At 44.9% G+C, this 12,332-nt stretch carries 8 protein-coding genes and 1 pseudogene; 4 read left to right on the forward strand and 5 right to left on the reverse strand.

Annotated elements, in window-relative coordinates:
- Window positions 1–1,446, reverse strand: coding sequence for an LCP family protein (locus J5566_RS03435; RefSeq protein WP_208562083.1), 1,446 nt, complete (start codon window positions 1,444–1,446; stop codon window positions 1–3).
- A gap of 99 nt (window positions 1,447–1,545) precedes the next feature.
- Window positions 1,546–2,280: a peroxide stress protein YaaA gene (gene yaaA / locus J5566_RS03440; protein ID WP_208562084.1), complete on the reverse strand. Its 735-nt coding sequence runs from the start codon at window positions 2,278–2,280 to the stop codon at window positions 1,546–1,548.
- A gap of 86 nt (window positions 2,281–2,366) precedes the next feature.
- Here yaaA and J5566_RS03445 point away from each other — a divergent pair, with 86 nt between their 5' ends.
- From J5566_RS03445 to J5566_RS03455, 3 genes are read left to right on the forward strand one after another with little or no spacing between them, the layout of a single operon-like run.
- Window positions 2,367–2,819, forward strand: coding sequence for a DUF1836 domain-containing protein (locus J5566_RS03445; RefSeq protein ID WP_208562218.1), 453 nt, complete (start codon window positions 2,367–2,369; stop codon window positions 2,817–2,819).
- Window positions 2,803–3,450 (forward strand): PAQR family membrane homeostasis protein TrhA, encoded by a 648-nt coding sequence (trhA, locus tag J5566_RS03450; RefSeq protein WP_208562085.1) that lies wholly within the window; start codon window positions 2,803–2,805, stop codon window positions 3,448–3,450. The genes J5566_RS03445 and trhA overlap by 17 nt, the downstream gene beginning before the upstream one ends.
- 58 nt (window positions 3,451–3,508) lie before the next feature.
- Window positions 3,509–4,771 carry a PLP-dependent aminotransferase family protein gene (locus J5566_RS03455; protein ID WP_432215583.1) on the forward strand — a complete coding sequence of 421 codons (1,263 nt, stop codon included), beginning with the start codon at window positions 3,509–3,511 and terminating at the stop codon, window positions 4,769–4,771.
- A gap of 45 nt (window positions 4,772–4,816) precedes the next feature.
- On the opposite strand, the gene J5566_RS03460 is transcribed toward J5566_RS03455, so the two are convergent.
- Together J5566_RS03460 and J5566_RS03465 are read right to left on the reverse strand one after the other, a co-directional pair.
- The gene (locus J5566_RS03460) at window positions 4,817–9,934 is read right to left on the reverse strand and encodes a discoidin domain-containing protein (protein WP_208562087.1); all 5,118 of its coding nucleotides are present in this window, start codon (window positions 9,932–9,934) and stop codon (window positions 4,817–4,819) included.
- A 201-nt stretch (window positions 9,935–10,135) separates the two neighbouring features.
- Window positions 10,136–10,981: a DegV family protein gene (locus tag J5566_RS03465; protein WP_208562088.1), complete on the reverse strand. Its 846-nt coding sequence runs from the start codon at window positions 10,979–10,981 to the stop codon at window positions 10,136–10,138.
- A 130-nt stretch (window positions 10,982–11,111) separates the two neighbouring features.
- Here J5566_RS03465 and J5566_RS10505 point away from each other — a divergent pair.
- Window positions 11,112–11,369 (forward strand): annotated as a pseudogene (locus J5566_RS10505) (TetR/AcrR family transcriptional regulator); the annotation flags it as partial.
- A gap of 170 nt (window positions 11,370–11,539) precedes the next feature.
- On the opposite strand, the gene proC reads toward J5566_RS10505, so the two are convergent.
- Entirely contained in the window at window positions 11,540–12,325 is a 786-nt protein-coding gene (gene proC, locus J5566_RS03475) for a pyrroline-5-carboxylate reductase (protein WP_208562090.1), read from the reverse strand.
- Window positions 12,326–12,332: the final 7 nt, after the last annotated feature.

Genomic DNA, 12,332 nt, shown 5'->3' on the forward strand with positions numbered 1-12,332 from the left:
TTAATTCCCCGAAATGATTGATTGAATCTTATTGGTTACTTGAGTCAAACTGTCCTGGTTGATTTCAAGCATGTAGAGTTGTGAAGTAGGCATAGCATAAGATGGCAGGCCCATACGACCAGTACCTGTCAAATCTTGCGATTCGACAGAATAAGAAGAACCTGATTCCATCTGTGTATTGACCAATTGCATCATTGTTTCCAATGGCATATCCGTCTGAACAGAGGATTCAATACCCGAGATAATCTCTTGGTAGTTGGTCAAGTTCTCAGGTTTGCTCAATTTTTCGATCAAGGCTGCAATCACTTTTTGTTGATTCCGACCACGATCAGCATCTCCATCAGACAAGGCGTAACGTTCACGCACAAAGGCCAGAGCTTGCTTCGCATCTAAATGAATATTCCCGGCTGGGAAATGTGTACTGTCGTGAATACTTGTAAACGCTGTTTCGTTATAAACATCAATTCCTCCGACTACATCAATCAGATTCAAGAAGGATGTAAAATTGAGACGGACATAATAATTGATATCAATGCCATACAGGTTTTCCAAGGTATGTTCAGATGCTGACACACCATAAATGCCCGCATGGGTCAATTTATCATATTGGTTTTGACCACCGTCAGCTATGGCTACATAAGCATCCCGAGGCGTTGTTGTCAAGAGAACCTTATGGGTTTTCATGTTGACCGTCATGATGATATTGACGTCTGAACGAGAAATCGATGAAATTGGACCATAGGTATCTATACCACTAATGTAAATATTGAGAACATCTCCTGAAACTTCTTCCGAGTTTGTTTCAACTTCCTTGATAATCGTGTAGGTGTAGATTTTCTTTACTTTTGAAGTAAAGTCTGGAACTTCATTTTCAATAATGTCTGTGAAGACGCCGTTCAAGACCATAGCTTCTGATCCACCATCCATCATAGTTTGGTAGGCATCTAGATAGGAAGCCGATTGGGACAATGGCAGGTCGACATTCTCCATCGATTTGATATTAGCCACCAATTCATCGATATTGCTAGAATCATTTGCAGTTGGAGCAAGGACGCTGGTCAGTTGGCTAACATCTGTAATGGGACTATCAGCTGGTACAATCACACTCATTTCATATTCGGAAAAACTCGAGGAAGAGTTGAGATTGGATGACAGATTGACCATACTTTGTAGACCATATAGTCCCAATGAGCTGACTAACAAGGCAAGCACAAGCATAACTGCGGTAAAGATGCGCGCTGCTTTTTTAAATATGAAAAAAATAGCTAATAAAAAGACTCCAACCATCAAACCTGTGACCACATGGTTGATGGATCGGAAATCAAGCACTTGGTAGCGGTACATTGTAAAGAGAATGAAAGTAGTTAACAAGCCGTATATAAAGAGTAAGACAATGTTAATGATATCTAATTTAGAAGACTGTTTTCGATTCAAATTGCTTTTCATAAGAATTCCCTTTTCTATAATACTCCAATTATATCATATTGGAAAATGCATAGCTACAAATATTGTGTAAATGAAAACGTTAAATTGAAATTTTTGCATCTATTTACTGATAATTTTCGCAAACAATATATTAAATTTGTCAGATTGATCTTCCTGATAGCTAAATCCATCAACTTCCAAGTGCAAGACCTGCTCCAAATCTTGTATCTGTTTTTCTGCCAAGAGGGAAACCATACGTCCTCTTGCTTTTTTGGAAATGGTTGAATGGACTCGTTTTTTTCCATTTAGGATTTCTGCAAACTGGATACGAACCATCTTTTTCTGAAGGGCTGGACTGAATACTTGTTCAAATTCCGATGATAAGAGCGAAATCACCAAATCTTCTCCTTCTAATTGACGGTCATAGGCCTGACGCCAAAATTGTTTTAAGGAGCGGGAGCCGATTTTCACACTCCCCTGAAAGTCTAATCGATGGGGAGAAATTAGGTCAAATGGTGAGATTAAGCCATAGAGCCCTGTCGCAATCAAGACATGCTTGTCTAAATAGTGCTCTTCTTCAGCCGAAAGGTCACGACGCTTCATATAGCGGTACATGAGGCCATCGTACAATTGAAAAGCTGGATAGGACTTGGCCTGACCTTGCAAAATGCGTTGCCAACGGTCTGCTTCTAGCTGGGCCCTCTCTTCGTTGAGTTTGTAAAAACGTGCCAATTCTGCCAGGGACAACTGGGAAAGTTGAGTGGCAACTTGTTGGCTGGCCGAAGACAGGGATTGGAAGGGGTGATTATCGAGATTGGTATTTAATTCTTTTGCATTTGGTAATAATATTTTCATGTGAATAGTATATCATAGAGAGCATTTTCTTGCATTTTGAATCCTTATAGGTTAAAATCTAGTTATCATAACTAGATGAAGAGGTGATTAAAATAATCAACTTACCTACTTGGGAGCAACTGCCTACGCTCGACCTTTACTTAGACCAAGTCTTGCTCTACGTCAACCAGCAGACCAGCTCTGCTATTTCCCAAAAAGAAAAACCGCTGACTGCTGCCATGATCAACAACTATGTCAAACATGGCTATCTTCCCAAACCCATAAAGAAAAAATATGGGCAAGGACAGCTGGCGCGACTCTTGGTTGTGACCATCTGCAAGCCTGTCTTCCCTATTGCCAGCATCCATGCGGTGATCGAGCAATTGGGACAGGAGCTGGACTCGCAAGTCCTCTATAATAGTTTTGTGGCCAGTCTGGCAGGGAAATCGGACCCGGTCCATCCCTTAATCGACAAGGCCTGTCAAACCATTCTCGCTTATCAGGAAGCTATCAACTTGGCAGAATCCTACCTTGGAGGTTCCCATGAATCAAAGCTTTAAACTTTCACTCCCACTCTCTTTCGGAGAAGAGGTGGGCAATGCCGTCACTCATGCGGTCGCTGCCTTAGTCATGCTGATCTTGCTGCCGATTTCTGCCATTCACTCTTTTGAAACAGGCGGACTTTTGGCTGCGACTGGGACTTCCATCTTTATCATCAGTCTCTTTCTCATGTTTCTGTCCTCCACCATTTACCACTCCATGTCCTATGGCTCGACCCACAAGTATATCTTGCGAATCATCGACCATTCCATGATTTATATCGCCATTGCGGGGTCCTACACGCCCGTCGTTTTGGCCCTCATGAACAACTGGCTGGGCTATACGATTTTAATCATCCAGTGGGGGACGACCATTTTCGGTATTCTTTACAAGATTTTCGCTAAAAAAGTCAATGAAAAATTCAGTCTGACCCTCTATCTAATCATGGGCTGGCTGATTGTCTTGATTCTGCCACCAATCGTGCAGCAGACAGGTCCAATCTTCTGGGGACTGATGCTGGCCGGTGGTCTGGCTTATACCGTTGGGGCTGGTTTCTATGCAAAAAAACGCCCCTACTTTCACATGATTTGGCACCTTTTTATCATCTTGGCTAGCATCTTGCAATACCTAGCCATTGTCTACTTTATGTAGGTCTTGCGGTTTGACTGCATTTTCGCTACAATAAATAAAAACTGTACGGGGACAGATGATGAGTATTTACCAAGACATTGTAGCAGATATTATTGAAGGAATTGAGACTCATCGGTATAAACGAGGGCAGAAACTGCCCTCTATTCGCCAGTTGAGCAAAGAGTATGGTTGTAGTAAGGACACGGTCCAGAAGGCTATGTTGGAACTTAAGTACCAGCATCGGATTTATGCCGTGGAAAAATCTGGCTACTACATCCTAGAGGATCAGGATTTTCAAGATCGAACTGTGGAGCTGAATCCGGAAGACTTTCAACAATTGCCTTATGAAGACTTCCGCTCTTGTCTAACCGAGAGTTTACTTGGCCGGGAAAACTATCTCTTCAATCACTACCACCAACAGGAGGGACTGGAAGAGTTGCGAATTTCCTTGCAAGGCTTGCTGGCTGACTATACTGTCTATACAAAAAAAGACCAGCTTGTCATCACAGCTGGTAGCCAACAGGCCCTTTATATCCTCAGCCAGATGGATTTTGGTGAGGGACGGACGGATATCCTACTCGAATCTCCTACCTACCATAGGATGCAAGATTTGGTGGAGCGTCAGGGCTTGCCCTATCAAACCATTGAGCGAACCTTTGACGGTATTAATTTGGAGGAATTGGAAGGGATTTTTCAGACAGGGAAGATTAAGTTTTTCTATACCATTCCTAGACTGCATAATCCTCTGGGATCTAGTTATGACTTGACCAGTCTGAAAAAGATTGTTGAATTAGCAGAGCGTTATCAGGTCTACTTGGTGGAAGATGATTACTTGGCTGACTTTGACAGCCAACATAACCTGCCCTTGCACTATCTGGACACAGCTGGGCGGGTTATCTATATAAAATCTTTCACGCCTACTCTCTTTCCTGCTCTGCGATTGGGGGGCGTAGCCCTCCCCAAAGAACTGCTACACCCCTTTTTGCAGTATAAGAGTTTGATTGATTACGATACCAACCTCATCATGCAAAAAGCCTTGTCCCTCTATATCGATAACGGGATGTTTGCCCGCAATACTCGACACCTTGTGGTCATGGGACAAGAAGAGGAGATCCAGATGAGAAAGCTGCTTGCTGCAAGTCAACTGGACCTTGCCGTTCGATTTACTCCTCATGTCATGATTCTTGAGATCCCTCATCGGCATCCTATCCCAACTCCACTAGTAGATGGAGTCCGTTTCTACAAGGGAAAACAGTTCAACTACCTTGCACTGCAACTCCCCAGCAATGATTCACAAGCTATCCTATCTTACCTAACCAAGCTAAGAAAAAAAGAAAGTTGAAGCAACTTTCTTTTTTTGTTGGTCTGATGAAAGGGTTGCAGGTACTTACCAGTCCACATGATTTTCTCCCCTTAGGCGCCTTTTTCTATTTTGACAAGATAGTCCGATTCCAGTAAGGCCACATGCTAGACCCAGAGCAAATAATGACTGGTCTTTGCTTGCAGTCTCTGGAAGTCTTGCTTGATTAGCATTCTCACCTGAACCAACAGGTTTTCCGCTACTTTGTTTGTCAGCATCTTGTTTAAAGACTGGCATTTGATCGTCTCGCAACTGAGGATCGCTTACTGAAGTCGCTTGTAGGTCTGGACTGACTTGCTCATCCTTCTGACTAACTTGCACTCGACTACCCACAGCCACTATTTCTGGTAAAGGATCCTGCTGGCTAGTTTCCACTAATCTGCTCGCGATTAATTCCCCTTGGATATAGATATCTTCATAATGCTGGTTCAAGAAGCCTTCTAAACCTGCTTGAATCACTTTTTTCTCTCCCAAAGGGAGGTTTGGATTTTCCTCCATCAAACTAGGATAGGACAGCTTGGTCTCTGTTTCTCTCCTTCTATACTCGATGGCAAGACTAGGGAGTGTCAAACCTTCTGGCAATTGGCTCCTTGCTCCCTTCTCCAGAAGGAGAATAAGCTTCTCAAGCTCTTCTTCAATCTGGTCCAGATTGACTTCAGGAACTTCTAATTGACTGCGCAAAGTCGCCACCTTCTCTTGGAAAGTTGGTTCATCCCAAGGTTTCCAACCAGTTCTGTCTGTCGTCAACAGTGCCTGTAATTGTGCTACAAGCTGACCTTGTCTTGCCAATAGCTGTGCACGACCTGTTCCAATTCGTATGCGCTTGGCTTGGGCAGCTGTTTGGACGGTATCAACCAGGCGACTGGAAACCAGTACATCATCCTCGTATCTGTCTTCAAAAATCTTTTGAATGCTTCCCGTTCTTCCCTGGCTTTCAATTACTTCTTCACCCAGTGCCAATTGGTCATCGGAAATCTTCTCAACTGGAATGGCGATTTCTTCTTGAACTTCCCGTCTTTCCAGACGCACTTGTGGTTCTGCCTTTTTCAGACTGAGGTTGCCAATCGCTGCTGTCAGCTCTGCTATTTTCTCCGAAACCAACTGACGGCTTGCCTGACCCTCTAACAAAGTCTTGGCAGCTCTAACTTTTTGTTCTAACTCTTCGATACTGCTTGGAGAATAGGCTGCCGCTAGAAGAAGGTGGGCATCGGCTTCTAGGATTTTTTCCTTGAGGGCTTGCAAATAGTTGGTGCTTGCAGGTGTCAATTCAGCAGCAGAGCCAAAGCCTCCGTGTCCATCCGTAACAACCATCTTCAGATACCTCACTGTCCTTGGACTAAAGCGAATCTGCTTTTCTTGGCCTGTGTCTGGAAGACTTCCTTCAGTCAGGAGTTGGTAATCATCTGATTCTTGCAATTTGCCGTACAATTGATAGGCTGTGATGTGCCCATTATTTCCAGATTGTCTAGGTAGATAGTTCAAGTGGTCTAGGTCTTGCGCCTCTTTCATATCTATCAAGATAGTAGCTGGTAGATTCTTTTTGGCTGGCTGCCACTGGGTATGCCAAAGCGTTGTGCTATCACCGTCAAATGCCATCGAAATTGGTCCATCAGCATTTTCATTGTCACTACTTACTAGCCAATTTTGCCGAGCAGGGCGAAGACTAGACAAGCCCTTGTCTTGCCATACAAGCAACTGATCAATCAAGCCTGTCATGGCATGCTCTTTACTGCCAATATAGGCAGTCGGCAAGGTCAAACTCACCTGCTTACCACCGGTTGCTTGACGGGAAAGGGTATCTACTAGCTCCCCATTGACATACAGCTGACTCATTCCAATCGAACCTTTGAAGGTTAGATGAACCCATTGGTCCCTCGGCAAGGTATAGTTAAAGGAATGATCATAGCCTTCAAGGGACAAACCGACTTTTCCAGTTTCTTTTTGAACCAGTTTTATGGCATCTCGACCTGACTCCATCAAAATCTGTTGGCCTTGGGCTGAAGCATCCAATTTTACCCAGACAGAAAGGCTGTTCTGAGGACCAACTTTCTCAAGCGGTGTCTTGAAATAAGAAGAACCGCCAGCTAAACGCAAGGCACGACCTGCTTGACCATCCGCAAATGAGATGGCATGTTCTTGGCTCCCATCAAAATTATTACCTGAAAAATCTTCTATATTGTCCAAATCAAACTTGTAATGCAGCAAAGTCTCCCCAAGACTGTTGATCTGGTGATGGGGATTGTAATTGGCAGGCTTGCCAATGGCTTCCACTGCAGCCAAGTATTGTCGATAGCTACCTCCATCTCGGTTGCCCCACATCTTGGCCGTCAAGGCTGGTAGCACTGCCTCAAAACGCTTGTAGATATCTTGTTCTAAGACACCGTTGGCACGGCGGTCAATCATATCATTCCAAATGGCAAAGGCAGCACCTTTCATCTGCTCAGAACCAGCAGGGATGATGGTATTGCCCATCTTATTGACTTCCCATTGATTGTAGAGTCGCTCAGCATTGAGGTAGTCGGCATAGTAACCAGCTGCAGGCACGATATACAGATCCCCATCCAAGGTATTAATCAAGGAGTAGCCTAGCTGGTACATATCCGCTGGCCTTGCCCAACCTGTTGACCAGATATTCATCTCCGTACCTTCCACACGGACTGGTGTTGTTCCTGGTTTTGCAGTCAAGCTCCCCCAAAAGCGCGGTGTTTTCCCTCGATCAATAGCAAAGCGCAAGAGCTGATCTGTGAAGGCACGAAAGGCTTCGTTGTTACCTTCAAATTCATCCACGCCGATGTGAATGGTGTCGGTTTCCTCAAATACAGGATCCTCACCTGTCAGGTATTCATCCCAAACACTCTTAATAAAGGCTAGACTTTCTGGATTGGAAACCTCCAGATGATCCGCCCATCGATTGACTGTTCGATCCGTCATGGTCAAATCTGGACGAACCTTGGTAAAGGCTAGAGCATGGGCTGGCGCATCAAATTCTGGCACAATTCGAATACCCCGATTCTTAGCAAAGGCAATCAGCTCCTTAAATTCTGCCTTAGAGTAAAAGACATCCTTTGCTGTCAGGTCTGCCTTGTTGAGACCGCCATTGCCTCCTTCTTTAATGTCTGATTCCAATCGAAAAGCTGAATAAGCACCGTAAGGATTGCCTTCGCGTTGGTATTCTTCAACCCAGATGTAATTATCATTGAGGTGGAGCTGGAAGTCATTGAACTTATACCAAGAGAGAGCTTTGATCATGTCCTTCAAAACGGAGAGCTGGATCGGTTTTCTCCCTACATCCAACATAAACCCACGGGTTTCATATTTAGGATAATCTCTGGCAATCCCTTTGGCAATCTGGTCTGGATTTTGGTTTAACAATTGCAAGAGGGTCTGGGTGGACCAAAATGCACCTGTAACTTGATTGGCCTCCACCTTAATATGGTCTCCGATGGTTAGGAGATAGCCTTCTTTTTTCAAGCCAGGATCACGATCATTGAGTTCAAAGTAGAAATCGCCAGCCTGTGGCGCCTCACCGTAAACAAGTGCAATGCTTCTTCCTGTGATAGCTTCATAGTCTTCCTTAAAACTTTGGACAGCATAGGCTAAGGCCTCTCGGTCATCCTCACGAACAACAATCCTGCTAGTTGCTCGCGCTTGAAAATGGCCAGTATGCCCCTTCCATTCAGCTAAACCTGGTGCGACTGTCAGCTTGGCATTATCAGACTCTTCTACTCGGTAGAGTCCCTCCACCAGGACAACTCTAGCTGGTGTTTCATAAACCTGATCCCCTCGTCGAAGACGGTAATTGTAGCTAACCGTCGTATCCACTAGTGGCCGGTAAATAGTTAAATCTCTATCCAGGATTTGCTCCAAATCTGCCCCGATAAATTCAATTTCGACACCTTGAGGAACCTGTGGTAGACTCCAACGGGTCAAGTCCCTAGTCAGGATTGGAATTTCCAATCGTGCAGCAATGTCACTCAGACTTTCTTCCTGCCGTGCGATAACTGCTTCCTTAAAGACTTCTATCTCATATACAGAAACGGTGTCCCAGGTAACCTGCCGACCATCTTTGGTTTCCCCGCTCGCATCAAACTGGTCAATCACTAGCTTGAGATAGCGACCAGTTTGGCTAGTTGACAGTGAAAAAATCTCCTTGAAGTCACTTGGTTTTTGAGTACGTATCAGGACATCTCTCCATTGTTGCCCATCATCTGATACTTGGAAGCGATAGTTGGAAGCATTTTTACGTTCCCAATCTACCGTGATTGTGGAAAAGGTCTCTCTTTGTCCTAAATCAATCTGGATAAATTTTGGACTATGGCCACGGTCACTCGCCCATCGTGTTGTCCCATTGCCATCTGTTACCCTGTCAGCTGATAAATTGGCTACTTCCTGACCATTTGCTTGGACTGATTTACCTTTGGCTAAATTGGTCAAGACCGCCTGCCCCAGCAACTCGATTTCATAGAGTGAAACGGACGGCCAGTTGAGTTGACCTCCGTCATACTGGTCAATCAAGAGCTTAAAGTAGCGGGCTTCAACTGCTTCTTCTAGCTGAAAACGAGTATCGAGTGCCACATGTTCTGTGCCAGCTTTACGGTAAACCGTTCGATAGGTCTGATTATCATCCGAAGCCTGCAGTTGGAATCCTGTGACATTATCCCTTTCCCAGTAAATAGCTACTTCTTCCACCCTCTTGGGACTTCCTAGGTCCAGTTTAAGTTGACGGTCATCTGTGCCCATCTCTGTTCCCCAACGCGACTGGTCCAGATTGGCTGCTGAACGATTGATAATCCCATCGACAGCTCGACTAGCTGGAAATTCATTCTCCTGGTTATCCGCAACTACCTGGGCACCTTGGGCATGATTAACCCAATGACGCTCACCAGCGCTTGCTTGGGAAAAGTTGGGCTCGGTTAGATCTGCTAGCTTCTCTTCTTGGTCTGGAGAAGAAGATCCTGACTCATCCTGTAAAACCACCGAATCTACTGCTACAGCTTCCTCTTGCTCTCCCTGGACAGGATGAGCTAGCTCATGGTCTGTTTCAAGTGCCAGAGCAGGCGTTAAGGCTTCGCCAGCACTTTCTAGTTGCTCTGCATGCACCAACTGCCCACCTTGGAGACTGGCTAATAGGCTACTACAAATCAATACCGAACCGACTCCTAGACAAGTTTTCCGAATAGAAAATGTCTCTACTAACCTTTTCGAAAAATGCTTCACCATATGTTTCCTTTCTGCTTTTTGTTCACGACTCTTTTATTTATATATTAACATATTTAAAATTGTCATTCAAGAAAAAGGACAAAACATGGCATAGAAAAAAGCAGGTCCTCTGCCTGCTTACTTTTTTTAGATTTCATAGCCCATCAAGAGACCACCTTCTTCTGCATAGAAAGAGCATAGTCCCGAAGTTGCCACTTCTTCAACGATGGCATTTGGATAGTTTTCTTTGACCAAATCAGAAAATTGTTGAAAGAACTTGTCATTATTGCGGTGAGCCATGATGATGCGTCCACCCTTATAGCCTGCTTTTTTCATTTCTTCAAAGGCTGCTGTCACAGATTTCTTATGACCACGCGCCTTTTGGAGCAATTCCAACTTGCCTTCGCTGCTGGCTTCACCGACCATACGGATGTTCAGTAAACCAACTACAGTTCCCACTAGCTTGCTCAGGCGACCGTTTTTGACTAGATTATCAACCTTGGCAAGGACAAAGAGTAATTTGCTATTTTCTTGGTAGGTGGTGATGGCTGAAACGACCTCTTCAAACTCCAATCCTGAGCTAATCAAACGATTAATCTCTGTAACCAGCAAGTCCATCTCCCCTCCGGCTGAAAGGCTATCAATCAAATGAATCTTGGCATCTGGATGCTCTTCCAAATACATGTCGCGTGCTACTCTGGCACTATTAAAACTGCCAGACAAGGTCCCTGTCAAGGTCACCACGATAATCTGATCTGCCCCTTCAAAGGCTGCTTGGTAGGCTTGAGGACTCGGACAAGCTGAACCAGCTGCCTCAGACGAAGCGTACATAACCTCCATCATCTTGTCGATATCCAAGTCTGCCTGGTCAACGAAGGTCTCTGCCCCAATTTGGACGGTCAAGGGAACACTAATAAATTCTGCGTTTGGCGCCAACTGATCCAGTTGACGGTAATCACAACCAGAGTCTGCAACAATTTTCCATTTTTTCATGATTTTTCCTTACATTCTTACTTTCTTCAACGATTTTTATTTGACAAGCAAAGTATCTTTCCTTACAATTATATCATGAATGGAGACCATCTGAAAGCATTTACTTTCAGATGTCACAAGGAGGATCCTTATGTCAGAGCGTAAGATTTCGCCACGGTCATTAAAAAACTTGACCAAGGCCAACCAGGAGATGAATCAGTTGACACGAGAGTCGATTGAAACTGCCCTACTCTTTTTAATGGAAAAAAAAGACTTAAAACAGATTTCCATTTCTGAATTGGTGAAAAAAGCTGGCGTATCTCGCAATGCCTTCTACCGCAATTACAAGTCCAAGGAAGAAATCCTTGAGGTATACTATGAACGAACTTCCAGTAACCTTAAAAAGAAATGGCATGATTTGCAAGATAAGGTTCAAAAAGAGGGCGTCAAGCAAAGCTTTGCAGATTTTGTCCAAGAACAAAAACGCAAGGCAGAGCAAAGCAAAACCCTATCCAACGTCAGTCAATGGATCAAAGAAAAAACAAAACGGGATTAAAAGTCCCGTTTTTTGCTTGCTTTCTATTTTTCGCCTAATTTTCTAGTCTTTTTGAGGGCGGCGGCGACTGCCTTGATGATGGCGTAGCGGAAGCCTTCTTTTTCAAGAGCCACCACGCCTGCAATGGTCGAGCCTCCTGGCGAGGTCACTTCCTGTCGGAGCTGGGCTGGGTGTTTGTCGCTGTTCAAGACCATCTGAGCAGTTCCAGCAAGGGTCTGAGCCGCCAAAACCTTGGCATCTTGAGCCGTCAGCCCATTTTGCACACCGGCATCGGTCAAAGCCTCAATCATCTGATAGACAAAGGCCGGGCCGCAGCCTGCGATAGCCGTTGCTGCGTCGATCAGGCTCTCTGGCACCTGCTGGACCTTGCCTGATTTTTCTAGGATTTGTTCCAATAGCGGAGCGAGATTTTGATTGACCAGGCTATAGGTTGTCATGCCTTGGCCAATAGCGACCGGTGTATTGGGCATGATCCGAATGAGGTTATCTGCCGACACAAATGCTGCCAGGCTGTCAAGGGTCACACCCGCTGCCATAGAAATCCAGATAGCTGACGGATTCTGGCTAATCTGGTCCTGTAAGCCAGACAAGACTGACTGAAGCAGGTGAGGCTTGACCCCAAGGAAAATGACCTCGGCCTGCTCTGCTATTTCCCCATTAGACAAGAGCTGACCGCCCAGCTGAGCTTGTAGAGCCTGGGCTTTTGCTGGGTTGTGGTTGCTGAGGAGGAGCTGGGTATCTGGCTGCTGACTGACTGCATGAGCCAATGCCGCTCCCATGTTACCCAGTCCGATAAATCCAATCTTCATCTTGTCC

Origin of the sequence: Streptococcus suis, from assembly GCF_017601095.1 — a bacterium.
Taxonomy (GTDB): domain Bacteria; phylum Bacillota; class Bacilli; order Lactobacillales; family Streptococcaceae; genus Streptococcus; species Streptococcus suis_Z.

Coding starts and splice junctions, on each gene's coding strand:
- yaaA (WP_208562084.1), bottom strand. CDS start 2,280: ATGAAAATATTATTACCAAATGCAAAAGAATTAAATACCAATCTCGAT.
- J5566_RS03465 (WP_208562088.1), bottom strand. CDS start 10,981: ATGAAAAAATGGAAAATTGTTGCAGACTCTGGTTGTGATTACCGTCAA.
- J5566_RS03435 (WP_208562083.1), bottom strand. CDS start 1,446: ATGAAAAGCAATTTGAATCGAAAACAGTCTTCTAAATTAGATATCATT.
- trhA (WP_208562085.1), top strand. CDS start 2,803: ATGAATCAAAGCTTTAAACTTTCACTCCCACTCTCTTTCGGAGAAGAG.
- proC (WP_208562090.1), bottom strand. CDS start 12,325: ATGAAGATTGGATTTATCGGACTGGGTAACATGGGAGCGGCATTGGCT.
- J5566_RS03455 (WP_432215583.1), top strand. CDS start 3,509: ATGAGTATTTACCAAGACATTGTAGCAGATATTATTGAAGGAATTGAG.